The organism is Phycisphaerales bacterium AB-hyl4, from assembly GCA_041821185.1.
Taxonomy (GTDB): Bacteria; Planctomycetota; Phycisphaerae; order Phycisphaerales; family Phycisphaeraceae; genus Natronomicrosphaera; species Natronomicrosphaera hydrolytica.
This window is the reverse complement of record JBGUBD010000001.1, coordinates 483888-508260: the sequence shown is the minus strand read 5'-3', so window position 1 is coordinate 508260 and position 24373 is coordinate 483888. Positions and strand designations below refer to the sequence as shown.

Genomic DNA, 24373 nt, shown 5'->3' with positions numbered 1-24373 from the left:
GAGCTCTTGTCTCACCTTGCCTGCGTATGAACCGACCTAGGCCGCTTCACGCGAACCTGATCCGCCTGTGGCCGAGCGGGGCGTTCTCCACCCTCAGCTTTCTGACCGGATGCTTCCCGGAGGCCGAGGTATGCATGCAGACGCGTCCCGATCACCGGGTAGGCGTCGGCCGCCGGAGCGACCCACGCGAAGCATGCCAGCTTCTCCAGAAATCAGTGCCCACCGCGAAACGAAACAGCCCGGCTATGCCTGATGCATAGGCTAAAACCTGGCCTGATACCCGAATCGATCAGCGGCAGACCATCCCACCAAGAGCGAAACAGCGGTCGTTTTCCAACGTCCGCAGAGGGGAGGATGCCCCTTATTTAACCTCTTCGGCTAAATTGATCAAGCGCCGTAGCGCTTTTTTCCCTTCTGACACCACTATTCTACGCACGAACCACCCTTCGATTCAAGCCGGCCCGACCGACATACGTCACGCCGAAGATCGCGCACAGCACACCGACGATCGTCGCCCCGCTGGAGAGGTTCAACTCCAGACTCAGCACCAGCCCGCCCGCGACGCCCAGCACGCCAACCGCGACAGCCAGCACGAGCACCCGCCCCAGCCGTTGGCTGACCAGCACCGCCGTCGCCCCGGGGATCACCAGCAACGCCGACACGAGCACGAACCCGACCAGTCGCATCGACATCACGATGGTCAGGCTCAGCAGCACGAGCAGCAGGTAGTACATCACAGTGGTCCGCACGCCGAACACGCGGGCGGCGGTTTCGTCGAAGGCGAAGAACAGCATCTCTTTCGCGAGCACCGCCAACAGCGTGAGCACGAGCAGCCCGAGCACAAGCGCGGTCCACATGTCTTCAAAGCTGACGCTCATCAACGAGCCGAACAGCAGTTGCTCGAAGCTTGGCACTGCGCCCCGCACGCCGAAGCGGGTGACCCACCAGTCGGTGTCGTGCAGCGTGGTGGCGATGTTGGTCATCAGTACGCCCCACGCCATCGTGCCCGCGAGCAGGATGCCGATGGCGCTGTCGGCTTCGAGTTGGCGTCGGCGGGTCATGACGCCGATGAGCACGGCAGTGGCAATGCAGAACGCGAGCACGACGAAGTCGTCAAACGCCGGCACAGCGTCGCGCAGCCACCATGGCAGTCGGTCGAGCATCGGCAGGGCAAACAGGCTGCCAACCGCGGGTCCGATGAGTACGGCCGTGCCCACGCCGCCGAACCCTGCATGGCTGATGCCCTGTCCGATGAACGCCATCCGTTTGAGCACGACGATGACCGACAGCACGGAACACACAACGCCAACCATCAGCCCGGTGAGCAGGGCGTGGCGAAAGACGGCGAAGTTGATCAGGTCGTCGATGAACTGCATAAAGGCAGGGGTCAGGGGTCAAAAGTCGGGGGGCAGGGGGCAGGGCACGCAATCGTTACGCGCTTCGCTTCATTTCCTTGATCAGCAGCCACCCATACATTGACGCCACGGCCGCAATCAAAAGGATCAGCAACACGTTAAACCATTCCGTGTCCACGCTCATGGCCACAAACATAAGCAGCATAAAGGTGAAAGTTGCGGACCCGAGCTCATAAAACTCCTTCCGCGTCACCGGCCGTTGGCGGTCTTCGTTCATGCCACACTCTTTCATTAGCGTTAAACAAAGCCTTGCCACTAGGTCCGCCGCATTTTGCTGCGCAAAAGCCAAAGGGCCATGAGTCCGACGGCGACCAACAACAGCACCACTCTCTGCCACAATTGCACTTCCCCCGTCGCTATGAAGGCGAGAATAATCATGACGAACATAACAATCGCCAACTCATTGAACTCCCGCCGTGTGACCGGCTGATTCTCGCTCTCAGACATGCTCAGTTCTCCGGAGTTCTCTGCTTGGCGTCTTGGTGCCTTGGCGACTTGGCGTTAAGGTCCGTCCGTCGGATCACCGGCGCGATTTCGTGCTCGAACACTTCCGCGAGCACCTCGGGCGTGAGGCCTTCGGGGGCGTCATGATAGTGAATCCGTCGTTTGAGGCAGGCGACGCGATTGCAGCCCGCGGCGATGGCTTGAATGTCATGGCTGACGATGACCATGGTCAACTCGAGGCTTTCGTGCAGCGCATGGATCAACTCGGCGAATTGGCGTTGGCCGGTTTCGTCGATGCCGACCAGCGGCTCGTCAAGGATGAGGATGCTGGGTTTGGCGACGAGGGCGCGGGCGATGAAGAGGCGTTGCTGCTGGCCGCCGCTGAGCGCGCCGATGGTGCGGTTGCGCAGGTCGGTGACGCCGACTTGCTCCATGATGTGCTCGACGTATTGCTTGTCGGACTTGCTGTACCAGCGGAACAGGCCTGTCTTCCCGACGAGCCCCATGCGGACGACCTGCGTGGCAGTGAGCGGGAAGCGCCATTCGACGTCGGCGCGTTGGGGCACGTAGCCGACGATATTGCCCTGGCGACAGGCATCGCGCGGGGTGAGGCCTGCGATGTGCACGCTGCCGGTGTAGCCTTCGAGCAGGCCGAGCATGATGCGCAGGAGCGTGGACTTGCCCGCGCCGTTGGGGCCGATGATGCCGAGATTGACGCCGCGCTCGATGTGGAGCGTGACATCGTCGAGCGCGAGCTGCGCGGCCTGCTGATCGCGGTCGAACAGGCGCGGCGGGTAGTGGTAGCTCACATGGTCGAGACAGATCGCATCATGCGCCGGATCATGCCGGGCGAGCGAATCGTCGTGATGGCAGTCGGCGTGCTGGTGCATGGGCGCTGAGGTGATTCGATTTTGATCACGAAGAGCACAAAGGACACGAAGGACACGAAGAAGAAAAGAAAGCGAAGAGATCAGGAAGAGCAAAAGAAAAAAATCTGGTTTTCTTCGTGACCTTCGTGTCCTTTGTGTCCTTCGTGCTCTTCGTGGTGAAATCATTCAGCCGTCGGAACCAGACAGCCATCAAGCCGATGGGCGATCCGGCAGAATTTCGTGAGTCCGGCTCACTCGAATCTCCTGGAGACTTTTCAGTAGTATCGCGTTCGGCTCTGGCCGTCGACGAGGGTTTCGAGGTTGGTTCGCATGGTTTCCTGGTATGTGCGGTAGCCCTCGCGGCGCGGGTGGCCGAGCGGGTCGAGCGTGAGCACTTCGACACCGGTCTCCCGGCGAATAGAGGCAAGCTCGCGGACAGGGAACTGCGGTTCGCTGTAGAGCACCTTCAAGTCATACTGCCGAACGGCGGCGACGGCCTGCCGCCAGCGGCCGGGGCGGATCTCCGCGCCGTGCTCGAGGTCCGCGTCGGTCAGGTGCGCCACCACCTCCAGGCCGTAGCGGTTGGCCAGGCGGTCGAAAGCGTTGTGAAACGTGACAAGCTCGCGCTTGGGCACGGCTGCCAATTGCTCGCGGAACTCCGCGTCGAGCTGTTCGAGTGAGGCGAGCACCGCCGCGGCGTTTCGCTCGATCTCGTCCGAGCGGGCGGGGAATCGAGTGACGAGCTCGCTTCGCAGTTGGCGAACCCACTGCTTGACGAGCACCGGGTCGATCCACAGGTGGCTGTCCGGGCCATCGTGGTCGTGGTAGTGATCGTGGTGATCGTGGTCGTGGCCATGATCATGATCATGATCGTGATCGTGGTGTTCGTGTTCGTCGTAGCCGAACTCGCCGTTGATCTGGACTTCGCGCAACTCGCCCGCAACGGCGTCGACGGCTTCGCGGTCGAGCATCTCGGCCATGGAGAGCAGGGGAGTGTCGCGGCCGGCGGTGGCGGCGGCGCGGTCGGCCCAGGGGTCGAGCGTCAGGCCGACGGTGAGGATGAGGTCGGCTCGGCCGAGCAGGCGGATCTTGTCAGCCGTCGGCTCGAAGCCGTGCGGCGTCGCGCCGGCGGGCAGCAGGGTGTGCACCTCAAACCCCGGCCCGGTCACCTGCGAGGCCAGGTCCGCCAGTGGGTGAATGCTGGCGACGATGATGTAGGTCTGCTCGGCAGGCTCGCCGCTGTTGTCCGCGATGGGTTCGTCCCGCTCGCCGCAGCCGAGCAGCAGCGCAAGCATCAGCCCGCCGACCGCCCACACCGGCCAGCCCACCCATGCTCCGGCACCGGATTTCCCCGCCTCTCGCCTGTTACCCATGACTTGCTCCAGAATGGATGCCTCAGGCATCACAATGGCCTCCGGCAACAATGATAACCTGTTCTCATTTTCCAGGCGAACTTTTTTGTCAGCCATCGTGTTGCCGGCCGACAGGTGCGGGGGGGCACCTCGGCTTGCTCCGGCCGCCGTCATTTTGCATAGGTTCCCGGGTCGATCGGCCGTTCGAGCTCGGCGAGCTCGGCGTCAGTCATCCAAGGCAGCTGTTCGAGATGCTTGCGCAGGTGGCCGGGCATCGGCTTGCCTTGCAGCTCGTGGCGGGGGCGCGACTTCCACCGGCGGTGCATCCAGAGGTACTGCTCCGGCCGACGGCGGACCATGGTTTCGATCGCGCGGGTGTAGCGGGCAGTGATGTAGTAGAGGGCGTCATCGCGGTCGGCCCAGTCCTGGGGGTGGATGACGTCGACGACGCCGACCTCGAACCGGAAGGCGGGGCCGATGCGGTGAGCAAAGCCGCAGACGACGGGCACCTGCTTTCGCATCGCCAGCAGGCCGATGGATTTGTACGTGCTGGCGAGTCGGCCGAAGAAGGGGACGAACAGCCCTTTGTCGCCGGCGTTCTGGTCGGCGATGAAGCCCAGGGCGCCGCGGTTGCTCAGCACGCGGGTCATGCGCTCGGCGGCATCCCACTTGGTGATGATGCGCATGCCCTGGCGCTCGCGGATGCCCAGCAGCCAGCGATTGATCAGCGGGTTGTCGATGGGACGTGCGATAGCGTCAAGGTCATAGCCGAGCGTGGCGAGCAGGTAGCCCAGCAGTTCCCAGTTGCCCAGATGTCCCGTGAGCAGGATCATCGGTTGGCGGGCATTGAGCAGCTTCAGCGCGGGGCCGAGGTTGTGGAACTGGGTGTGAGCGGCCCAGCCGTCGCGGTGGATCAGGCGGGGGGTGTGCAGCACTTCGATGGCCAGTTGCACGAAGTGTTCGAACGAACCGCGGGCGATGAGGTCCAGCGTCGCGTCGTCGGCATGCGGGTAGGCCATCGCGATGCTGGCGCGGGCGCGTTTGCGGTGGCGGGCATCGAGGTGGTAGAGCGTTCGGCCGATCCAGCCAGCGGTGCGCAGGTTGCGATCAATGTCGAACGATGTCAGCCCCATCGTCACGGCGCGGACGGCGAGGTACTGCGGCCAGCTTGTCAGGGGACCTTGGTTACGTGCCATGAGAGATTATCAGCTTAGAACGTATAAAGCCCACGGATGGCCGTCCGTGGGCTTTATTCGGGTTATTAGTGCAATTGCCTGTCAATCGCTGCGCTCAACGCTCGTAGTAGCCGATCAGCGAGAGGAAGCGGTTCTGGTTGAGCACGGGGATCGCCAGCTCCTCGGCCTGGGCGATCAGCTCCTGATAGCGTTCGTAGACACGCGTCGCTTCGACGTGCTCACGGATGCGGACCGGGTCGATTTCGCCCGGCGGGAGTTGGTCGGGCACGCGGGGCTCTTCGCCGAGCACCAGGTAGTCGACTTCGTAGTTGAGGTCCTCGGCGAGTCGGCCGCCCCACCGGGTGACCATGCTCTCGACGCGATGTCGGTCGCTTTCGGTCGGCTCGCCGGTGCGTTCGATGTCGAAATCGCCGTAGACATAGAAGCGGAAGCGGGTGCGCGAATCGTAGATCAGGTTGATGATCTGGTCGCCGGAGCCGAGCGTGGCGCCGCGCGACATGCGGACGACGCGAACGCGCGACGAGGTATCGCCGACATTGATCACTTCGACGGTCGCCTTGCCGCGGACGTCGGTTTCGGTGAGGTCGCCGATGCGGACCATTTCGTCGGCATCAAAGACTTCGAAGGTCAGTCCGAGGACGAGGCCGTCGGCTCGACCGAGGTTGATATAGGCGGTGTTGGTCTGTTCCTGAACGGAGACAAGCTGGCCGTCGGCCTGGATGACGTCGGGCGGGTCGAGCGTGTCGCCGCCGCGTGTCAGCTCACGGATGCGGGACATCAGGTCTTCACGCTCGGCGGTGAGCTCGTCATAGCTGCCTTCAAGCTCGGTGACGCGCTCCTGGCGGTCGCGTCGTGCGGCGTCGATCTGCTGGCGGAGTTGGCCTTCCATCTCGGCGACACGCTGCTGGTAGGCCTCGAACTGACCGGTGACTTGGCTGAGCTGCTGCTGGAGTTCGTCGACCTGATCGTCGTAGGTCTGGGTCCGCTCCTCAGAGCGGGCGCGAGCCTGGGCGACCTGTTCCTGAGCGGCGGCGACCTGTTGCTCGGCCTGCTGAAGCTGGTCGTTGGCGGCGCTGAGTTCATCGTTCAGCCGAGCGATCTCGCGGAGCACGGTGTCGCGTTCCATGCGCTCGTTCAGCTCGGCGGCGAGGTCATTGAACGAGGCCTGCGTGTCGCCGCCGATGAGGCTTCGCAGGGCGCTGTTCTGTCGCATGAGCTGGTCGACGACGGCGCCTTCCTGCGACCGCTGCTCGGCGAGGCGGACCACTTCGGGGGCCGACTCGAGTTCGCGTGTGACATAGACGCGCAGGTCGTTCTCGGCCTGATCCGCCTGTTCCTGAAGGCCGGTCACCTGGGTGTAGAAGACAATCGCCAGCACAAGGCAGACGACGAATCCGATGCCCAGAATCACGACCAACCAGGCGGTTGCCGCTCCGCCGCCGCTGCTGCGTGCTCGTGCCATGCGTTAAGACTCCGACAGATGACCGGGGTAGAGAATTGGCACCTCGTTGTACGCCTGCGTTGCCGCGGGCCTTGGGGCCGTGACGGAAAACAAGGTGCCCCTGTGGAGCACAAGTGTCGTGCGTTGGGCATGTTTCGTCAAGTTGACGGCCAGCGGCACGCAGGCGAAGCGGCGGTTCGGCGGTCAGGCGGCATTTGCAGTCGGTCGATCATCGCGCCGAAGCGGGGCGTGACGTCGGTCGGGCGCCAGGGCCGCTCGACGGTTGCCAAGCTTGCAATGCTCACGGCCGAGACTGTCACTGTGACAATAACGGCTTCTTTTTAATGTTTATAATCATTTTAATGTCAATGGGTTTTGCATTTCATGGGTTGGCATGAGACTTGCGGTTCATTTAGGTGCCGTCGGCAGGGGTCGACGGTGGCCGGGCCGTGGGCCTGGCCGGGTTGGCATCAGACGCAGTCGCCACGAGGGTGTGGCAAAGCACTGGCAACATGATGAAAGGAGGTTCGCCATGCTTCCGACTCGACGAATGGATACGCCGTTTGACCTGTTGCAGCGTGAGATCGACCGAGCTTTTGATCGTGCTTGGGGCAATGCGCCGGACGCCGGCTATGGAGGCGTCGCCAGCTATCCGGTGGACATTCACGAAGATGCGAACAACGTGATCGTGGAAGCGGAACTGCCCGGCTTTACGAAGCAGAACATCGACGTGACGATGGAGCAGGGCGTGCTGACGATCAACGCGCACCGCGAGATGAAGCAGGATCAGGAGAAGACAGAGCGCTACCTGCATGAGCGTCGGTACACCCGCGTCAGCCGAAGCTTCCGTCTGCCCACGCCGGTGGATGAAAGCAAGATCGAGTGCAAGCTGAACGAGGGCGTGTTGACGATCCACCTGCCCAAGCGCGAAGAGGTCAAGCCGCGGAAGATTGAAGTCAAGTGATGTGGTATGTGTAACGAGTCAATTTGAGATGTAAATAAAAGAAGCCCACGGCGTGACGCCGTGGGCTTCGTGTTTTTCATAGGGTGAGGCTCACGTTCATGCGCCGGAGAGTTGGAGCATGGACATGGCTTCCTTGACGATGTGGCCGGCGCTGAGGCCGCAGTAGTTGAGCACTTCGTCGGGCGTTCGGCCGGACTTGGGCAGGTTGCGGACGTGCATCTGTCGCACGGTGAAGCCGCCGCCGTCGGCCGCGACCGCGTCTGCCACGGCCGAGCCGAAGCCTGCGCCGTAGTTGTCTTCGACGGTGAGGATCATGCCGTTGTTTTCGTTGGCGAGATCGAGGATGGCTTCCTCGTCGAAGGGGATGGAGTAGAGGTCGACGAGCGCGGCGTCGATGCCCTGCTTGTCGAGTTGCTCGAGCGCCTTGTTGGCTTCGTGCACCATGTAGCCGGAGGCGACGATGAGCAGGTCACGGCCCTGTTCGAGCACTTCGTGGCCGCCGAGTTGGAACGTGTCGTTTTCGGAGTAGAGGAACTCCGTGTCCGGACGCAGCGTTCGCATGTAGCAGGGGCCGGCGTGCTCGGCCATGGCGAGCGTGAGGGCGTAGGCCTGGTACGCATCGGAAGGCTGGAGCACGAAGAAACCGGGCGCGCCGTTCTTCGCGTTCATGGTGGCGAAGCTGCGGAACCAGGCGATGTCGGGCAGCGACATCTGGCTTGGGCCGTCGGCGGCGAGGGAGATGCCCGCGTGCGAGCCGACGATCTTGAAGTTCGCGCCGCTGTTGAAGGCCATCTCGATCTGGTCGTAGCCGCGGTTGACGAACTTGGCGAAGGTGGAGCAGTAGGGAATCTTGCCCGCGGCGCTGAGGCCGGCGGCGACGGAGAACATGTTCTGCTCAGCGATGCGGCATTCGAAGTAGCGGTCGGCCAGGGCTTCGTCTTTGAAGAACATCTCGGCGAAGGTGGAGTTGCTCACGTCGGCATCGAGGGCGATCACGTTGGAACGCTGATGGCCGAGCGCGCGGAGGGCGATGCCATACGCGCGACGCGTGGCGAGCTTGCCCTTGTCCAGCGACTGGCCGAACTTCTCGCAGGCTTGTGGGAAGCTCAGTGGATCGTTGACGGTGGGCTGGTCGGGCTTTTTAGGCGAGATCAGGCCGATCTTCAGCGTGGTGTCCGCCGAGGCGCCGAGCTGCCTGCCGGTGGCGTCGAGCTCTTCGAGAGCCTTGGTCATGTCGTCGCCGTCGGCCGGCTTGCCGTGGTGGCCAGCGCCCTGCTGGCTGGGGCTACCCCAACCCTTTTGCGTTTTGGCGACGATGGCGATCGGCGCGGCGTTGGGGTCGTGCTGCGATTGGGCGTGTTGCGAGAGGGCTTCTTGAATGGCGGTGGGGTTGTGCCCGTCGATGACGAGGGCTTCATAGCCGGCGGCTTCGAGTTTCTTGGCGGTGGTTTCGGCAGTCTGCTGCGGGCTGACCTTGTCCGACTGTGCGTAGACGTTGCAGTTGAAGATCGGCAGGACGCTGGCGAGTTGATGGTCCTTGATGAAGTCGATGGCTTCCCAGATCTGACCTTCGCGTGATTCGCCGTCGCCGATGATGCAGAAGATGCGGCGGTCGAGGCCGTCGACCTTGGCTGCGGCGGCGATGCCGGCGGCGTGGGAGAGGCCCTGGCCGAGCGAGCCGGTGGCGGTGTCGAAGAAGGGGAAGCCTTCGACGGGGTTGGGGTGGCCGTCGACGACGGAGTCGATGGCGCGAAGGGTCATGGCGTCTTCGCGGGTCATGGGCCGCCAGTGGTCGCGGTCCGTGCCGATGGCGATGCCGATGTCGGCACACGCGGCGTAGACGATGGGCACGGCGTGGCCTTCGGAAAGCACGAGGCGGTCAGCGGACGGGTGCAGCGGGTTGCTCGGCTCGTAGCGCATGTGCTGGTACATGAGCACGCTGACGAGGTGCGCGAGGCTGGCGGCGGTGGTGGGGTGCCCGGAACCGGCCGCGGCGGTCATCTCATAGCTGAGCTTGGAGAGATCGACGGCCTTGGCGTGAATGGTCGAATCGAATGACATTGCGTGAAATCCTCTTGTATGAAAGAACGTTTGTCTGGCTGGGTTCAGAAAGGGGATTATCGGGGTAAATGCGTCGCATGGCAACGTGGGGGGAGAGAGTTTCGCGTTTTGAGTTTCGAGTTTCGAGTTGGGGAACACCAGCGAGGTCAATTTACAGGGCGGAGAAACGGTTGGGCGTGCCTCCGATTTCCGCCTACTGAAGTGGGTGCGCCGAGCGTCAACTCGAAACCAGAAACTCGGAACTCGAAACTACGCTTCGCCAGAGCGAAGCGCGCCGGGGCCGAACGTGATGGCGTTTTTGCCCTGGCGTTTGGCTTGCATGGCGATCTGGTCGGCCTTGTCGGTGAGCTCTTCGGGTGTGCGGCCGTCCCATGGGAAGCTCGCCAGACCGCCGGAGATGGTGAGCGAGCCCGGTGCTTCGTTCAGCAGCTTGGGGAAGCGGTGCTGAAGGATGGCTTGCTGGAAACGGGTCGCGGCGGCGCGGACGGATTCGGGATGATGACTGTCGGGGCGGCGCTTCTCGTCGGCGTCCCAGAAGATGACGGCGAACTCGTCGCCGCCGATGCGGGCGACCACGTCGTGCTCGCGAACGGAGCTTTGCATGAGGCGGGCGGTCTCGCGGAGGATTTCGTCGCCGGCGGCGTGGCCGTAGCGGTCGTTGTAGATTTTGAAATCGTCGATGTCGAACACGAGCAACGTGACCTGCGAGCGGTCGCGGGCGCTGCGGTCGACCACGTGCTTGAGAAAGCGGTTGAAGTATCGACGGTTCCAGATGCCGGTGAGCTCATCTTTCATCGACAGCTCTTCAAGCTGACGCACCTGCCGTTCGAGCGTGAGCCAGCGGCCCAGCCAGGCGGCCCACCCGTCGAGGTGGTCCTGTGGCGTTGGGGCCGGCGCGTGCAGCAGGCCGAAGCGGTGGTCGCGGCAGGTCACAGCGGAACTGACATGCTCGGCGGGTACATCTTCGCCAGGGTCGGCCCAGCCGAGGTTGGTGATGCCCGATCGCGCGGCGACCAGACGCAGGGCCGTCCGCCGCAGCAGGTCCTGGCCGTTGAGGATCGCTTCGACAAGATCGACATCGCCGAGCTCTGCGTCTTCGAGCGCAGCGTCGGCGGAAGGCGCTTGGCTTTTCGATGTTTGATCGGCGGTTGCGGTCGCGGCGGCACCGGACGCTGCTTCGGCTTGGGGCGATGGCGATGCAGGTGGCGTGCCATGCCAGGCGGTATGCAACGTGGGGTGGGTGATGGGTTCGGGGACGAGGGCGTCGAAGCCGTGCTCGATGGCGCGCTCGGCCTCGGCGCGGCCGGTGTCGTCGGCGACGACGAGCAGCTTTGCATCGGGGGCCATGCGGCGCATCGTCTTCGCCCCCGCAGCGACCATGCCCGCCATCGCGCGTGCCGGCACGAGCACCGCTGCCGCCGGCCCGCGTGCCAACTCGCCCAGCGCGTTGAGAAACGTGGGCACGGCACACACCTGCGATCCGGGCAGACACTGACTCACCAGTTCGTCGTTCAACTGCTCGGCCAGCGCGGGGTCGACCACGATCACGCGCGGCGCTGAGCGGTCCGTGGCCGAGTGCGACGTGGATGCGTCGGCGGTGTTGTCATGGCCGGTGCTCATGAGCGTGGTGGTTTCTCCTCGTGGAGCGGCCCCAGCAGCATCTCCAGTTCCTCAGCGGTCAGCAGCGGGCCGCGCGGCTCGTCGGCGATCAGGCGCAGGGCCCGCCGATCGTCGGCCTCCTCGTCGTCGTCCTCATCGTCCGCCGCCGTCACAACATGGGCTGGCGTCGTCGGCTTGGCGTCGTCCGCGGCCGGCTCGCCTGTCTGTGCCTTATCGGTTGATTCGTTAGCCGGCATTGGCTCGTCGGTGCTCAGCCGGGTCAGGCCGTCGACCTCAGCGCGGTATTGCCACAACGGCAACCGAGCATAATACGCACGCACCGCCGCGAGCAGGTCGGCCAAATGCGGCTGGCGGTCCGGCTCGACCACGATCAATGCGAGCACGCCGCCGGGCAGGCTCAGGTCGTACATGACCGAGGGTGCGTCGCTCATCACCGTGACGGGCACGTGCCGTTGCGACAGGCCGGTCAGCAGTCGGCTGGGCGGGGCGCTCTCCGGGGGCACACAGATGATGCAACGTCGGCCCTGTCCGACGGTTGACTGCGCTGAGTTGCGATCGCCTCCGTGAGCCATGGCCTCCATTGTACCGTCTGCGGACAACCCATGAACATGTCGGCCGTTAGCCGTGGGACGCAGTCGATCGCGGGATCGATCGGCTGCGGTTCACCCCCCGCGGCGGGGGTTGCGGCCGGTGCGGGGGCGGGCGGCTCGCGGTCGGCTGCTGCCAGCACCAGCCCCGGCTGGCTCGGCCGGGGGGGCGTCGCCCGGCTCGGCAGCATCAGCCTCGGCGGGTGGCGTCGCGGTGCCGGAGTCTTGCGAGGTTTCGTATCGGCCGAAGATCATACGGCCGGCGGAGGTCTGCAACGTGCTTGTGACAATAAGGCTGACCGCTTCGCCGATGTGGTTGCGAGCGCCTTCGACGACGACCATCGTGCCGTCGTCGAGGTAGCCGACGCCCTGCGTCGGGCCTTCGCCGGGCTTGACCACGCGGATGTCCATGTGCTCGCCGGGCAGGACGACGGGACGCATCGCTTTGGCCAGATCGTTGAGGTTGATCACCTCGACACCGCGGAGGGTGGCGACCTTGTTGAGGTTGTAGTCGTTGGTCATGACGCGGCCCTGCATGTGCTGGGCGAGGCCGATCAGCTTCTGGTCGACGTTCACGCCATCGACGTCTGTGGCCTCTTCGATGCTGATCTCGACAGCGGGGCTGTCCTGAAGCTTTTGAAGCACTTCCAGACCCCGGCGCCCACGAGCACGGCGGAGTTTGTCGGACGAGTCGGCGATGGTCTGCAACTCGTTGAGCACGAACTTGGGTACGACGACCAACCCTTGGAGCACGTGTGTTTCGATGATGTCCAGCACCCGGCCGTCGACGATGACTGATGTGTCGAGGATGGTCGGGCGGTTGCCGCGGATCTGCTTGGCGAACTCGACGTAGGGGATGACGAAGCGGAAGTCGTCCTTGGTCTGGATGACGAGGGAAATGCCGATGTAGCAGGTGATCAGGCCGATGATGACCTGCACGCCCTGAAGGAGGTTCATGAACTCTTCAAACCCGGCCTCGCCTGGCGCCGGCGCGAATAGCACCGCCACGAGCCCGACGGGAAAGCTCAGGGCATATGCAGCCAGCAGGCCGGCGATCAGGCCGAGGAAGATGCCGGAGACTGCGGAGAGGCGCTTTCGCCGCGTGCCGGCGTCGATGGCGATGATCACCCCCGCGATCCCGAGGGTGATGCCGAGCATCAGGACCACGGTAAAGAGGCTGATCTGTTCGTCCTGAGCCGCCATTTCACGTTGCCAGGACACGACATACAACGCGGCGACGGATGCCACCAGCAGGATGAACGCGCCGCGGAGAATAGACAGAACCATAGCTGGGCCTTGCACTTTCGGATTGCGGAATGAATGAATCAATAATGGCAATCAGCAATATATGTCTCCATGAGGATACGCGCTCGCGACGCTTACGCCAAGCGATTTGCCAAGGCATCGGGCGCGGGCTATCGTCTCAGCTCTAGGTTTCTGGTTTCTCATTCCCGGTTTCCGGTTTGGCGTGCGGCATCGCATGGAAGAACCGAAGCGAGGAACCAGGAACGCGAAACCGCGGCTTCGCCGCGCTGCGTGGATCGACGGCCGGGCCCGGTGCACGGGTCGGCCCGCGAATCGGGTCAGGCCTTGATCGGAGCAGCCCTAAGTGGCGTCCGGCCCGGTGCCGTCGGTGTCCTGGCCGTCGATCCACGCAGCGAACGGCTTCGCCGTGGGCTTGAGGCTTGGGGCCTGAGGCTTGAGACTGTCACCTCAGGCAAGTTTCCCAAAACCTCAAGCCCTTCAAGCCTTAAGCCTCAAGCCAATGTCCTACACCGTCCTCGCCCGCCGCTACCGCTCGCAGTCGTTCGACGATGTCGTCGGACAAGAGCCTGTCGCGCGCACGCTTCGCAATGCCATCACCACCGGCCGCGTGGCTCACGCCTACCTCTTCACCGGCACGCGCGGCGTGGGTAAGACCTCGATGGCCCGCCTCTTTGCCCGCGCCCTGAACGCCCCGGATACGTTCGACCCGCCGACGCGCCCCGCCGAGGAGCCCGGCGGGTCAGGTGCAGCCAACGACCTGCCCGCCGGCGACGTTCAGCAGCGCATGGCCGACGCCATCATGCGCGGCGACGACCTGAACGTCATCGAAATCGACGGTGCCTCGAACAACAGCGTCGACCAGGCCCGCCAGCTCATCGCCAACGCCGGCCTCTCGCCGACCGACAACGCACGCTACAAGGTCTACATCATCGACGAGGTGCACATGCTCTCGGGCGCGGCGTTCAACGCCCTGCTCAAGACCATGGAAGAGCCGCCGTCGCATGTGAAGTTCATCCTCTGTACCACCGAGTCGCACAAGGTGCCCGCGACGATTCAGTCGCGCTGTCAGCGGTTCGATTTTCGCAACATTCCGACGCAGCGGATCGCCGACCATCTCGCCGCCGTGCTGAAAAATGAAAGCATCGAGGCCGACGAACAGGTCGTCTGGCAGATCGCTCGGCTGGGCAACGGCTCGATGCGCGACGCCCTCTCGCTGCTGGACCGCCTGATCGCCACGGGCGAGTCGCCGTTGACGCCGCAGACGCTTGAGCAGATGCTCGGCCTGCCGCCGCAGCAGATGGTGATCGAGCTGGTCGACGCCTTCGCCGCCGGCGATGTGAAGGTGGCGCTCGAAAAGGCCGCCTCACTGCTCGCCCACGGCATCAGCCAGGACCAACTCATCGACGTGCTCATCGAACGGCTACGGCAGCTCATGCTCATCGCCGCGTGTGGCGAGGCCAGCGACCTCGTCGAGCTTTCCGAAGATGCGAAGCAGCAGGCCGGCGTGCAGGCGAAGCAGTTCGACCCGGCCGGGCTGACGTACATGATCGCTGTGTGCGACAACGTGCAGCGGCAGGCCAAGTCGAGCCCGAACCCGCGAGCGCTGCTGGACGCCGTGATCGTCCGCCTCGCGCTGGCGGAGAAGATGGCGGACGTGGCGGCGCTGCTGGCCGGCGGGGATGGCGCGGAAAAAAAAAAGCCGTTGACACCCGCGCGGCGCTGACTGGCCCGGGGGGCAGTGTCAACAGTCAGGTATCACCCCCCAAGCCGAGGGCTGAGTCGCAACGCGACGAAGGGCCGGATGCTCCACCAGCGACTTCGCCGCCTCCTTCAGCCGACGATCCGGCCCTTCGTCGCGTTGCGACTCAAGGCTCGGCTTCATTACCCTCGCCCATCGACAACCCCGACGATCCGGCCGCCGTCTGGTCGGCAGTGCTCGACCGCGCGCTGCAGAAGCCGTCATGGGCCTGGCTGCGATTCGTTCAACTCGACCGCCTCGACGCCGAGCGTGCCACGCTCCGCATCGTGCCCGGCCATCGTGAAGTGTATGGATTCGCCACCGAACCACGCCTCGCCCAGATCGGCAAGGTGTTGCAGGACGTCACCGGCCGACGCGTCCGCGTCACGCTCGACCGCGAAACGCCCGCCAGCGGCGGTGAGGATACGGCCGCGTCCCCATCACCAACCTCGGGCGCTGCGTCCGATCGTCGCGAAGCGATGGGCTTGCCATTGGTCCGCCAGGCGCTAGAAATCTTCCCCGAAGCAAGCCTGATTGACGTCCGCGACGAGGATAGTTCCGATCCGCCGAAGTCGTAGAGCGTCGCGAGATTTTCAGGAGTGGAATTAGCCACGAAGACACGAAGGACACGAAGGAAGGCAGGAAGAAAAGAGAAAATACTTCCTCTTCTTGTTTCTCTTCGTGTTTTCTTCGTGTCCTTCGTGTCTTCGTGGCTTGTATTGTCTAATCCAGTCAACCGCCGATGCGTTCCGCGCCGCCCATGTACGGGCGTAGCGCCGTTGGCACGGTGATGCTGCCGTCCTCGTTCTGATAAAGCTCGAGGATTGGAATCAAAATGCGCGGGCTCGCGGCGACCGTGTTGTTCAGGCTGTGGCAGAACACGTTTTTGCCCGACTCGGGGTCTTTGTAGCGCATGTTCAGTCGGCGGCATTGGTAGTCGTAGAGGCGGGAGGCCGAGTGTGTTTCGCCATAGCTTTCGCGCGAGGGCATCCACGTTTCGAGGTCGATCATGTCGGCGTTTTTCGGGCCCAGGTCGCCCGTGCAGCATTGGAGCAGGCGGTAGGGCAGTTCGAGGGCTTGCAGCAAGGCTTCGACGTAGCCGATCATTTTCTTGTGCCAGTCGCGAGACGTCTGCTCGTCGGCCTGGCAGATGACAACCTGCTCAACCTTGTCGAACTGGTGGATGCGATACAGCCCGGCAGTGTCTTTGCCCGCGGCCCCGGCTTCGCGGCGGAAGCAGGTGCTCACCGTCGTGTAGCAGCGCGGCAGCGAGTCGGCGTCGAGTATTTCGTCAGCGTGATAGCCCATCAAGCCGACTTCGCCCGTGCCGGTGAGGTAGAGGTCATAGCCGCCGCCTCTTTCAGTCTCTTTCACTTCGTAGGCTTGATCTTTTCCGCCGGGGAAAAAGCCCGTGCCGACCATGACCTGGTCGCGGACGAGCACGGGCACGCTCATGGGTGTGAAGCCGTGGTCCTGCACCATGAAGTTGAAGGCGAACTGGAGCACCGCGTTGTGCAGGCGCATGCCGTCGCCGGTGAGCACGTAGCTTCGGCTGCCCGCCATCTTCACGCCCCGCTCAAAGTCGAACAGGCCGAGCGCTTCGCCTAACTCGGTGTGCGACTTCGGCTCGAAACCCTTGTTGTCGGCGAACGACTTCGCGGGGTCGAACCAGTCGGACTTCCACGTACGCAACTCGACGTTGTCGTCGGCCGACGTACCGACGGGCACGTCTTCGTCGGCGGGCTGGGGCACTTGCAGCCAGAGCGCATCGCGCTGCTGTTCAAGCTGATGCACCTGCTCGGCGAGCTTCGCTTCTTCTTCCTTGATCGCGGCGGGCCGTTGCTGAAGCTGCTTCATCTGCTGCTGCAAATCGGCTCGTTCATTGTCGCCAGCCTTTTTGAGCTTGCCCGCAATCTGGCCGATCTGCTTGCCGATCTGGTTCTTCTCGGCGGTCAGCTCCTGCTGCCGGGTCATGGCCTGGCGCAGGTCGGCGTCGAGCGAGAGCAGCGCGTCGATGCCGACGTTCACCTGCTTGTTCGCCGCGCCTCGTCGATACTTGTCCGGGTTCGTGCGTAGGTCTTTAAGGTCGATCATGGTGCGGGCATGGTATCGGGTTTCATGCCGTGGCGCGTTCGCAAGGCAGCGCGTTTAGTCCCGGCGCCTACGCCGGAGCGCGTCCTCGCGTGGGCGCGAGGGCTAAACGTCAGTCGATGGTTTCTTCTTCGATCTTGGCCAGCAGCGCTTCGCGGAGTTTTTGGGTGACGGGGCCGACCTTGCCGTCGCTGACGGTTTTCTTTTCTACCTGTGTCACGGGCAGCACATGCCAACTTGAATTCGTGAGGAACACCTCGTCGGCTTCGAGCAGGTCGTTGACCGAAAGCATCTGCTTGTGAGCGGGAATGTTCATCTCCTCCGCCAGTTCCAGCACAGCGGCCCGGGTGATGCCGGGCAGCACGGGGGCGGGCAGGGCGCCCTTGGCCTCCTCGCCGCGGGCGAAGGGGGTCAGCAGGGCGTCGTTCTTGACCAGGAAGATGTTGGACACCGCTCCGCTGGCCAGATGGTTGGAGACGCTGAGCCAGATGGCTTCACCCGCGCCGGCGCTCGCGGCCTGGCGGAGGGTGCGCAGGCGTGCCCAGTAGGAGAGCGTCTTGTGGCCGGCGAGCTGGTCGAAGGGGTTCGCGGCGGGCGGGGCGACCAGAGCCATCACCCCCTTATCGAAATACTCCGGGGCGTAGACGGTCGGCTCGCTGGGGACGATCAGCAGCGTAGGCGTGGGCGCCTGGTCGGTGGGCTTGAGCAACGAGAGCGAGCCGGCGGTGAGGGTGAGGCGGAGGCGGGCGCGGTCGATCTTGTTGTGTTTAATGGTGTTACGCACTGCCTCGGCCAGCGGGTCGGTGTTAAGCTTTGGCGTCAGGCCCAGCTGTTTGGCGGAGTCCGCGAGGCGGGCGAGGTGGCTGTCGAGGCGGAAGACGTTGCCGTGGTAGACCGCCATGGTCTCGAACAGGCCGACCGCGTGCTGGAAGCCCGCATCATCGACCGGCAGACGGGCCTGGTCGGGAGGGAGAAATTTGCCGTTGAGAAAGACGTCCATGGTGGTGTTGCTCGCAAGTTGAAAAGATCGTATGATACGCGACTCGCTTTTGAGGCCAAGAACCCCCTTAACCGCCCCGCACGCAAGGTGGCTGTGATGAAGAAAGATATTCACCCGAAATATCGCCCGGTCGTTTTTCAGGACGTCTCGGCTGATTACAAGTTCCTCACCCGCTCGACGGTCGACTCGAAGGAGACGATCAAGTGGGAGGACGGTAACGAATATCCGCTGGTGAAGGTGGATATTTCCAGCGAGTCGCATCCGTACTACACGGGCAAGCAGAAGTTCCTCGACACCGCCGGCCGGGTCGAGAAGTTCCAGCGCAAGTTCGCTGGCAACTACTTCGCCAAGCGCAAGTAGCTTCGAGAAAACCACACGAGCCGCAGTGCATTGAGCGCTGCGGCTTTTTCGTGCGCGGGGCCGGGCGTGCGCAGGGCCGGGCGTGTGGGGGCCAGGGGAAAACTTTCGTTGTGTCGGGCAGAGCAGCTTAAGCTGCTCTGCCTTTGGGGAGTGGGAAGCCTTTGGAGAGTTGGAAACCCTGAGGGAAGTTGGAAATCGTGATGACCGAACCGCATGCCAACCTGGTGAGCAAGCTCGACGCGCTCGATGCGCAGTTTGATGAGCTTGAGGCGAAGCTTGTCGACCCGGCGGTCGTGAGCGACGCTGACAAGCTGCGCGAGTTGAGCGTTCGGCGGTCGGCGATCGCGGAACTGGTCGATCGGTATCGACAGTGGAAAGCATTGCGCGAACAGATCGCCGAGCACGAGCAGATCGTCGCCGAGCGTGAGGACGCGGAGCTTGCGGAACTGGCGGCGAGCGAACTGCCGGGGTTGCGCGAGCAGACAGAGTCGTTGCTGGAAGCGGTGGCGAACGAGTTGGTCACGGCGGACGACCGGGCAGTGGGCGCGGTGATACTGGAACTGCGGGCCGGTACGGGCGGGGCCGAGGCGGCGCTGTGGGCGGGCGACCTGTTGCAGATGTACCAGACGTTCGCCGGGACGAAGGGGTGGACGTTTGAGGTGATCAGCGCGTCGGCAGGCGATCAGGGCGGGGTCCGTCATGCGGTGGCGAACGTGCGCGGGCTGGGCGTGTGGCAGGGGCTCGGCTATGAAGGCGGGGTCCACTGCGTCAAGCGCGTGCCGGCGACGGAAACGCAGGGGCGGATTCACACCTCGACCGCGACGGTGGCGGTGCTGCCTGAGCCGGAGAAGCTGGCGATCGACATCCCTGACAGCGATATCGAAACACATGTCACGACGGCGCAAGGCCCCGGCGGGCAGAACGTGAACAAGGTCGCGACCGCGGTGCACATGATTCACAAGCCGACGGGCATTGAGGTCCGCATGCAGGAGACGAAGAGCCAGCGGCAGAACCGCGAGCGTGCGTGGCAGATTCTGCGTGCCCGGGTGTACGACCATTTTCAAAGGCAGGCTGACAGCGAGCGGGCCGAGCAGCGGTCGAGCATGATCGGCTCGGGCGGGCGAAGCGAGCGCGTGCGGACCTATCGCTACAAGGACAATATGGTTGTCGACCATCGGCTGGGCGAGTCGTTCAACCTCGGCTCGATCATGGCGGGCGAACTGGACGGGCTGATCAATGCCCTGGTCGCCACGGACCGGGCGAAGCGGCTTGCGGCATTGTGAGGCGAGGGTGAGGGGTGGTTTGGGGGTGGTAGCAAAGCCCACGGATGGCCATCCGTGGGCTTTAATAGGCCGTGGGCTTTATGGGGCTTGTGCCGGTTCGATTTCTTCGATTGCGACGCGCTGCTGCTCTGCGTTTCGGCCTTCTTTTGTCACAACCTCGTAAGGCAGGCTCGCGGTCTCGCCCGGCTCGACCGTGGTGGTGTACTGCACGGTGCGAACGTCGTGTCGGCTGGCGTTGAGTTCGCTGCGGAACACGACATCGCCGGGGAACGATCGGCGGACTTCGACTTCGATCGGGCGGTCGGTGTAATTGCGGATGCGTTGCTCGTAGAGGGCGTGCGTGTCCCAGCCGACGACGTGGCTGCGTGGGTCGATCTCCAGGCCCGGCTCGTCGGCACGGCGGAGCACGTCGAGGCCGTGCACCTGAAGCCAGATGTTGCTGCGGAAGACGCGCTGCTTGACGAGCTCGAAGACGACTTCGGGATCTTCGCCGAGCACGAGTTCGATTTCGTCGCCGATGGGGATGTAGCGAATGTCCTGTTGGGTGAGGTAGCTGAGGCTCGACTCGGCCTTTCGTCGGAAGAGGCGGACCGTGCCGTCGGGCAGCGGCGCGTTGCCGAGGCCGGCGTCGGCGTCATTACGGAACAGGTAGAGGCGGACGAGCTTGTCGCCATACTCTTGCGGACGGTAGCGGTAGACGGTGCGCAGAGAGACGTCGGTCGCGTCGAAGCTGCGGAGGCGTTTGGACCATTGATGGGGCACGGTTTCACGGCCTTCAATGGTGAAGATGAAGTATTCGCTGAGGCCTTCCTTGACGATCTGCCGCGGGGCGGGGGCGGATTCCATCATGGCTTCGGCGCGGCCGACCATATCGGTGACAACACGTCGGCGGACGTCGGGCGTGTCACGGTCTTCTTTACGGATCACGCCGCGTCGGGCCAGTTCGTCGATCTGTTCGACGAGGTTGATTTCGCCGACGACGAGGCGGATCTGCGCGTTTTCGTAGTCTTCGCCGGAGTTGTTGGTGACGGTGACGTAGCCTTCAAGGTGAGCGGCGGCGTCGTCTTCGCTGGCGATGGCGGTGTAGTCGGCCTGCCAAGTGATGCCGCTGGTGAAGTAGGTGATTTCGACGCGTGCTTCGCCGGCGAACTCACTTTGCACGTTCCAGTAGAGCACTTCCGGTCGATCGTGCGGGAAGCGCGTGTCGAGTACGGTGAGCTCGTCCGGCCGATCGAGAAAACGAATCTCCACCGACGTCGGATCAATCAACGTGTTCGCCCACGAAAACTGCAATACGTTCGCGCCGGGCTTGAACGTGAGGTGGCGGGTCTCGCGCACAAGCGTGAGGTCTTCCGCGTTGTAGATGGTCAGTTGCACCGTGTCGCGGCCGGGCACGGTGGAGAGGTCGATGTTCTGCGCGGCGGTCGGCTGGGCGGGCCCGGCGACGGCGGCGGTGAGCATGATGGCAAGCATGAGGTATCGCATGGCGGAGCCTTTCTTTGGCGCCCCGTTGGGGCGGCCGCGAAACGGTTGGTCGGGTTAACGGCGAGGCAGGGGGCGGACGGGCAGTTCCCATTCATTGCGGAAGGTCAGGTGCAGTTCGTGCACGACCTTTTCCGCCTGGTCGCCCGCGCGGGCGGACAACTCGGCTTCGAACATCACGCGCTCGTGTGATGATTCGTCGGCGAGGGGTTCGTCATCGAAGGTTGTGGCGGCGTCGATAACCCATTCGCGCGGCTGACTGCTGTTCAGGCCGACTTCCTGTGCGAGCTTTTCGATGTCTTCCGCGACGCGAAGGGTGACGGGCTCGTCTTTGAAGTTTTCGATTTCGTATCGCACGACGACCTGGAAGTGGCTGAGGTTGCCGGTGACCTGTTCGCGTTCGCGCTTGATGATGTTGCGTCGGACAGCGACGTCTTGCGCGACGCCGAGGTAGAGGGCCATCTCATCGTCGATGGGTGTGAACTCGCCCCAGTCTTCGCCGAGGAATGCGGTGGTGGCGTCGGCGTCGGGTCGGTCTTTCTGGAAGATGCGGACCTTGCCGGGCGGGAGTGGTTCGCGGCCGAGGTTGTGGTCGGCGTTGTTGGTGAGGATGTAGTGCATGGGGACGCGGAGTTGCTGGCGTTGTTCGTGGAGGTAGCCGAAGGTTGCGAGGTCGGCGGTGTAGGTTTTGCGGACGGGGACGTTGACGTAGCGTTCGATGAGCATCTCGCGTGTTTCGTTGAGGCCGATGGGTCGGGTGAACGTGTCGCCGACGCCGACGTGGATTTCGCTGTCGCCGAACGTTTCGCCGGCGAGGTTCTGCACGCGGACGTATTGGGCCAGGGTGAGCGATTGCTCGTCGTGCTCGGCGACGGCGCGGTAGTTGAAGCTGCGATCGAGTCGGCCGAGCAGATAGCTGATGCGGACGCGGACGGAGCCGGCGGCGGTGGCGGCGACATGCCAGACAAGCGCGTTTTCGCCCGGCGGGTAGCTGACGGAGAGGACGGTGGCATCAAGGTCATCGCCATCGGCTGGGCCGAGCACGCGGAAGACAATCGTGCCGGGGTCGATGCGCGTGCCAGCCCATGCGAAGTCGATCTGGTTGACGCCTTCGATCAGCGGCACGATGCGCTCTTCTTCGACGAGGGTGGCGTTGTCGTGGTCGAGCTGAATCTCGACACGTTCGCGCGGGGGGAGAGTGATCAGGCGGATGCGGGCCTCGACCATGGGCGCGGCCAAGAAGGCGAGCGCGAGCAGGGCGAGCGTGGCTTGATAGAGCGGGCGGGCGTGGGGCATGGTGGGTTCTCCGTGAGCGACGGTCGTCGTCGTCATGGGGTCAGACGTTTGGGAAGGAGGGCGGTTCCTGGTGGGGGCGATTTTTTTTGTTTTTGAGGCGGGCCCAGGGTGAGACTCCGTGGGCTTCGGGGGGAGAGACGTTTGGGGGGTTAGCGGGATTGGTGGAACTGCCATTCGAGGATGCGGAGCATGAGGGAGACGCGGTCGCCGAAGAAGGTGAGCAGGAGCGAGAGGAAGATGATCCAGCCGACGATGAGCCATGTGCGATGCTTGCCGGGGACGCGGCAGGCGAGGACGGTGAGCGGCGGGCCGGCGAGGAAGACGGCGATGAACGGGTAGAAGGTGGGGCGCTGCGGCAATGCCCAGAGCAGTTCGAGCAACGTCAGCCTCGGCGGGAGTCGGCTGGGGGTGACCTGGAATGTGAGCAGCAGTGTGGCCTGAAGGGCGAGCACGACCATGGCCATGTGCTCGGCGACGCGGCGCTTGCGGGTGAGGGGGATGAAGGTGTGACGTCGGGGCATGGGGCGCTCCGCTGCGCTTCGCGGCTAAAACGGGCCGGTTGGGGCGGGGGGATTATGCGGTGAAGGCGGCGTTCTCCCATGCATGGCGGGCGGCGGCGAAGGCGGCGTAAGGATTGGGCAAGCCGCGCGGGTCGAGCACGACGGGGCCCACGCGGTTGACGGCGAGGTCGAGGCTGACACGGTAGGGGATGAGGTCGAGTTCGCCCGAGCCGACGGGACAGCGGACGGCTTCGCCGGCGTCGTCATCATCGTCGGCGGCGCTGCGGTCGATGTCGCTCAGGCGGGCGACGGCGAGGTACTTGCCAAGACGTTGAGCGATAGCGGCGGGGTCATGGCCGCGAGCGAGCAGGGCGGCGGGGTCGATGGCAGCGCCGAGCGCGGGCAGGTCGACGTCGTTGAGCCAGGTTTCGAGGTGGTCGAGTTGGTCTTCGGCGTGGATGGCGAGGCGGACGCCGTGGCCGTCGGCGGCTTCGACGAGGGCGCTGCGCAGCTCGTCGGGCAGGCGTTTGACGGGCAGTGCAAGGCTGACAGGCAGTCGGCCGAGGTGGTGGGCGAGCTCGATGGCGGCGGTGGTGGCGGCCATGGCGCGATCGACGTGGTCGGGGTCGGTGTAGTGCTTGCGCGGGATGAACAGGTCGAGGCCCGCGGGTCGGACGTTGCGGCGGTTGAGCATGGCGAGCAGGTCACGCCGGGCGCGGACGCTCAGCTCGCGCGGGCGCAGGCCGGGGAGGGTGGCGTCGAGCTGGATGCTGTGGCAGTTGAGGCGGGCGAGCTGATCGAGTGTGGCGCGGACCGTGATGTTGCGCGGGCGTACAAGCGGGCCGATCGCGGGGCTGAGGGTGAGGTCTGAGCCGTGGGTGAGGATGGACATATGAGGAGTTTAGCGGGGGGAGCCCACGGATGGCCATCCGTGGGCTTTATTGATGGCATGGGCTTTATGGATGGTGGGGGGGATTGGTGTAGAGTGAGGGGGATGAGTGAACGTGATGAACAATCGGTGGAGCCGTTGTATCCGGATCGGTTGACGTGGACGACGTTGTTGGGGCATTGGGTGGCGTTCGCGCGGCAGGCGGTGGGGTTGCCTGATGCGGGCGAAGGTCGGCTGATGCGTGCGTCGGTCGGGGATGTGATCATGCTGCAGGCGGTATGGTTCGCGTTGCAGAACGTGGATGAGCTCCCGGCTGATGAGCGGGCGCTGGGGGTGGACCGCGCTGGCGTGCTGGTGCAACGGCATGGCGAAGCGCTGGAGCAGCGGTGGGAAGGGCATGCGATGCCGGCGACGATGCGGGAGTTAATTGATGATGCAAGGGGTGCGGTGGAGCGGGCGCGCGGGGGTGTTTAGCAGACGCCCACGGATTGAATCCGTGGGCGTCGTGGGCGTCGGGGG

At 64.1% G+C, this 24373-nt stretch carries 23 protein-coding genes and 1 other RNA gene; 7 read left to right on the top strand and 17 right to left on the bottom strand.

Annotation, left to right across the window (positions count from 1 at the left end):
* Positions 1 to 428: 428 nt before the first annotated feature.
* The 7 genes from ACERK3_02165 to ACERK3_02135 form a co-directional block, all read right to left on the bottom strand.
* Positions 429 to 1376 (bottom strand): metal ABC transporter permease, encoded by a 948-nt coding sequence (locus ACERK3_02165; protein MFA9477090.1) that lies wholly within the window; start codon positions 1374 to 1376, stop codon positions 429 to 431.
* Positions 1377 to 1431: 55 nt separating this feature from the next.
* Positions 1432 to 1632, bottom strand: a complete 201-nt coding sequence (locus ACERK3_02160; GenBank protein MFA9477089.1) for a hypothetical protein — start codon at positions 1630 to 1632, stop codon at positions 1432 to 1434.
* A gap of 38 nt (positions 1633 to 1670) precedes the next feature.
* Positions 1671 to 1862, bottom strand: a complete 192-nt coding sequence (locus tag ACERK3_02155) for a hypothetical protein (GenBank protein ID MFA9477088.1) — start codon at positions 1860 to 1862, stop codon at positions 1671 to 1673.
* A 2-nt stretch (positions 1863 to 1864) separates the two neighbouring features.
* Complete coding sequence (locus tag ACERK3_02150; GenBank protein MFA9477087.1) at positions 1865 to 2749, bottom strand: metal ABC transporter ATP-binding protein; 885 nt, start codon at positions 2747 to 2749, stop codon at positions 1865 to 1867.
* Positions 2750 to 3003: 254 nt separating this feature from the next.
* The gene (locus tag ACERK3_02145) at positions 3004 to 4131 is read right to left on the bottom strand and encodes a metal ABC transporter substrate-binding protein (protein ID MFA9477086.1); all 1128 of its coding nucleotides are present in this window, start codon (positions 4129 to 4131) and stop codon (positions 3004 to 3006) included.
* Positions 4132 to 4250: 119 nt separating this feature from the next.
* On the bottom strand, positions 4251 to 5276 hold the full coding sequence (locus ACERK3_02140) for a lysophospholipid acyltransferase family protein (GenBank protein ID MFA9477085.1): 1026 nt from the start codon (positions 5274 to 5276) through the stop codon (positions 4251 to 4253).
* Between the two features lie 94 nt (positions 5277 to 5370).
* Positions 5371 to 6738 (bottom strand): hypothetical protein, encoded by a 1368-nt coding sequence (locus ACERK3_02135; GenBank protein MFA9477084.1) that lies wholly within the window; start codon positions 6736 to 6738, stop codon positions 5371 to 5373.
* Between the two features lie 511 nt (positions 6739 to 7249).
* On the opposite strand from ACERK3_02135, the gene ACERK3_02130 reads away from it, so the two are divergent.
* Positions 7250 to 7681 (top strand): Hsp20/alpha crystallin family protein, encoded by a 432-nt coding sequence (locus ACERK3_02130; GenBank protein ID MFA9477083.1) that lies wholly within the window; start codon positions 7250 to 7252, stop codon positions 7679 to 7681.
* Between the two features lie 96 nt (positions 7682 to 7777).
* Here ACERK3_02130 and ACERK3_02125 read toward each other — a convergent pair whose 3' ends face one another.
* The 4 genes from ACERK3_02125 to ACERK3_02110 form a co-directional block, all read right to left on the bottom strand.
* Entirely contained in the window at positions 7778 to 9742 is a 1965-nt protein-coding gene (locus tag ACERK3_02125) for a transketolase (GenBank protein MFA9477082.1), read from the bottom strand.
* Between the two features lie 249 nt (positions 9743 to 9991).
* Positions 9992 to 11362 carry a GGDEF domain-containing protein gene (locus ACERK3_02120; GenBank protein MFA9477081.1) on the bottom strand — a complete coding sequence of 457 codons (1371 nt, stop codon included), beginning with the start codon at positions 11360 to 11362 and terminating at the stop codon, positions 9992 to 9994.
* The gene (locus ACERK3_02115; protein ID MFA9477080.1) at positions 11359 to 11934 is read right to left on the bottom strand and encodes a hypothetical protein; all 576 of its coding nucleotides are present in this window, start codon (positions 11932 to 11934) and stop codon (positions 11359 to 11361) included. The genes ACERK3_02120 and ACERK3_02115 overlap by 4 nt, the downstream gene beginning before the upstream one ends.
* Before the next feature lie 90 nt (positions 11935 to 12024).
* The gene (locus tag ACERK3_02110; GenBank protein MFA9477079.1) at positions 12025 to 13236 is read right to left on the bottom strand and encodes a PIN/TRAM domain-containing protein; all 1212 of its coding nucleotides are present in this window, start codon (positions 13234 to 13236) and stop codon (positions 12025 to 12027) included.
* 259 nt (positions 13237 to 13495) lie between these two features.
* On the opposite strand from ACERK3_02110, the gene ffs reads away from it, so the two are divergent.
* The 3 genes from ffs (at position 13496) to ACERK3_02095 (ending at position 15531) form a co-directional block, all read left to right on the top strand.
* An RNA gene (gene ffs / locus ACERK3_02105) (signal recognition particle sRNA small type) lies at positions 13496 to 13596 on the top strand.
* A gap of 118 nt (positions 13597 to 13714) precedes the next feature.
* Positions 13715 to 14938, top strand: a complete 1224-nt coding sequence (gene dnaX, locus ACERK3_02100; protein MFA9477078.1) for a DNA polymerase III subunit gamma/tau — start codon at positions 13715 to 13717, stop codon at positions 14936 to 14938.
* Positions 14939 to 15147: 209 nt separating this feature from the next.
* A complete protein-coding gene (locus ACERK3_02095; GenBank protein ID MFA9477077.1) occupies positions 15148 to 15531 on the top strand; it encodes a hypothetical protein in 384 nt (127 codons plus the stop codon).
* 154 nt (positions 15532 to 15685) lie between these two features.
* Here the strand turns inward: ACERK3_02095 and serS are convergent, their stop codons facing one another.
* Together serS and ACERK3_02085 are read right to left on the bottom strand one after the other, a co-directional pair.
* Positions 15686 to 17047, bottom strand: a complete 1362-nt coding sequence (gene serS / locus ACERK3_02090; protein MFA9477076.1) for a serine--tRNA ligase — start codon at positions 17045 to 17047, stop codon at positions 15686 to 15688.
* A 109-nt stretch (positions 17048 to 17156) separates the two neighbouring features.
* Positions 17157 to 18044: an aminotransferase class IV gene (locus ACERK3_02085; protein MFA9477075.1), complete on the bottom strand. Its 888-nt coding sequence runs from the start codon at positions 18042 to 18044 to the stop codon at positions 17157 to 17159.
* Between the two features lie 96 nt (positions 18045 to 18140).
* Between ACERK3_02085 and ACERK3_02080 the strand changes: the two genes are divergently transcribed.
* Complete coding sequence (locus ACERK3_02080) at positions 18141 to 18404, top strand: type B 50S ribosomal protein L31 (GenBank protein ID MFA9477074.1); 264 nt, start codon at positions 18141 to 18143, stop codon at positions 18402 to 18404.
* A gap of 200 nt (positions 18405 to 18604) precedes the next feature.
* Positions 18605 to 19687: a peptide chain release factor 1 gene (locus ACERK3_02075; protein MFA9477073.1), complete on the top strand. Its 1083-nt coding sequence runs from the start codon at positions 18605 to 18607 to the stop codon at positions 19685 to 19687.
* Positions 19688 to 19765: 78 nt separating this feature from the next.
* Here the strand turns inward: ACERK3_02075 and ACERK3_02070 are convergent, their stop codons facing one another.
* The 4 genes from ACERK3_02070 to ACERK3_02055 all read right to left on the bottom strand — a co-directional run bounded on the left by ACERK3_02070 (position 19766) and on the right by ACERK3_02055 (position 23857).
* Positions 19766 to 21172: a DUF4139 domain-containing protein gene (locus tag ACERK3_02070; protein ID MFA9477072.1), complete on the bottom strand. Its 1407-nt coding sequence runs from the start codon at positions 21170 to 21172 to the stop codon at positions 19766 to 19768.
* Between the two features lie 54 nt (positions 21173 to 21226).
* Complete coding sequence (locus ACERK3_02065) at positions 21227 to 22465, bottom strand: hypothetical protein (protein MFA9477071.1); 1239 nt, start codon at positions 22463 to 22465, stop codon at positions 21227 to 21229.
* A gap of 149 nt (positions 22466 to 22614) precedes the next feature.
* A complete protein-coding gene (locus ACERK3_02060) occupies positions 22615 to 22986 on the bottom strand; it encodes a hypothetical protein (GenBank protein ID MFA9477070.1) in 372 nt (123 codons plus the stop codon).
* A gap of 52 nt (positions 22987 to 23038) precedes the next feature.
* Positions 23039 to 23857, bottom strand: coding sequence for a sugar phosphate isomerase/epimerase family protein (locus tag ACERK3_02055; protein ID MFA9477069.1), 819 nt, complete (start codon positions 23855 to 23857; stop codon positions 23039 to 23041).
* A 102-nt stretch (positions 23858 to 23959) separates the two neighbouring features.
* Here ACERK3_02055 and ACERK3_02050 point away from each other — a divergent pair, with 102 nt between their 5' ends.
* Positions 23960 to 24328: a hypothetical protein gene (locus tag ACERK3_02050; protein MFA9477068.1), complete on the top strand. Its 369-nt coding sequence runs from the start codon at positions 23960 to 23962 to the stop codon at positions 24326 to 24328.
* The last annotated feature ends 45 nt before the right edge of the window (positions 24329 to 24373 follow it).

Bases quoted from the DNA above. Each gene is read 5' to 3' on its own strand.
- ACERK3_02165 (MFA9477090.1), bottom strand. From the start codon at position 1,376: ATGCAGTTCATCGACGACCTGATCAACTTCGCCGTCTTTCGCCACGCC.
- ACERK3_02160 (MFA9477089.1), bottom strand. From the start codon at position 1,632: ATGAACGAAGACCGCCAACGGCCGGTGACGCGGAAGGAGTTTTATGAG.
- ACERK3_02155 (MFA9477088.1), bottom strand. From the start codon at position 1,862: ATGTCTGAGAGCGAGAATCAGCCGGTCACACGGCGGGAGTTCAATGAG.
- ACERK3_02150 (MFA9477087.1), bottom strand. From the start codon at position 2,749: ATGCACCAGCACGCCGACTGCCATCACGACGATTCGCTCGCCCGGCAT.
- ACERK3_02145 (MFA9477086.1), bottom strand. From the start codon at position 4,131: ATGCCTGAGGCATCCATTCTGGAGCAAGTCATGGGTAACAGGCGAGAG.
- ACERK3_02140 (MFA9477085.1), bottom strand. From the start codon at position 5,276: ATGGCACGTAACCAAGGTCCCCTGACAAGCTGGCCGCAGTACCTCGCC.
- ACERK3_02135 (MFA9477084.1), bottom strand. From the start codon at position 6,738: ATGGCACGAGCACGCAGCAGCGGCGGCGGAGCGGCAACCGCCTGGTTG.
- ACERK3_02130 (MFA9477083.1), top strand. From the start codon at position 7,250: ATGCTTCCGACTCGACGAATGGATACGCCGTTTGACCTGTTGCAGCGT.
- ACERK3_02125 (MFA9477082.1), bottom strand. From the start codon at position 9,742: ATGTCATTCGATTCGACCATTCACGCCAAGGCCGTCGATCTCTCCAAG.
- ACERK3_02120 (MFA9477081.1), bottom strand. From the start codon at position 11,362: ATGAGCACCGGCCATGACAACACCGCCGACGCATCCACGTCGCACTCG.
- ACERK3_02115 (MFA9477080.1), bottom strand. From the start codon at position 11,934: ATGGCTCACGGAGGCGATCGCAACTCAGCGCAGTCAACCGTCGGACAG.
- ACERK3_02110 (MFA9477079.1), bottom strand. From the start codon at position 13,236: ATGGTTCTGTCTATTCTCCGCGGCGCGTTCATCCTGCTGGTGGCATCC.
- dnaX (MFA9477078.1), top strand. From the start codon at position 13,715: ATGTCCTACACCGTCCTCGCCCGCCGCTACCGCTCGCAGTCGTTCGAC.
- serS (MFA9477076.1), bottom strand. From the start codon at position 17,047: ATGATCGACCTTAAAGACCTACGCACGAACCCGGACAAGTATCGACGA.
- ACERK3_02085 (MFA9477075.1), bottom strand. From the start codon at position 18,044: ATGGACGTCTTTCTCAACGGCAAATTTCTCCCTCCCGACCAGGCCCGT.
- ACERK3_02080 (MFA9477074.1), top strand. From the start codon at position 18,141: ATGAAGAAAGATATTCACCCGAAATATCGCCCGGTCGTTTTTCAGGAC.
- ACERK3_02075 (MFA9477073.1), top strand. From the start codon at position 18,605: ATGACCGAACCGCATGCCAACCTGGTGAGCAAGCTCGACGCGCTCGAT.
- ACERK3_02070 (MFA9477072.1), bottom strand. From the start codon at position 21,172: ATGCGATACCTCATGCTTGCCATCATGCTCACCGCCGCCGTCGCCGGG.
- ACERK3_02065 (MFA9477071.1), bottom strand. From the start codon at position 22,465: ATGCCCCACGCCCGCCCGCTCTATCAAGCCACGCTCGCCCTGCTCGCG.
- ACERK3_02060 (MFA9477070.1), bottom strand. From the start codon at position 22,986: ATGCCCCGACGTCACACCTTCATCCCCCTCACCCGCAAGCGCCGCGTC.
- ACERK3_02055 (MFA9477069.1), bottom strand. From the start codon at position 23,857: ATGTCCATCCTCACCCACGGCTCAGACCTCACCCTCAGCCCCGCGATC.
- ACERK3_02050 (MFA9477068.1), top strand. From the start codon at position 23,960: ATGAGTGAACGTGATGAACAATCGGTGGAGCCGTTGTATCCGGATCGG.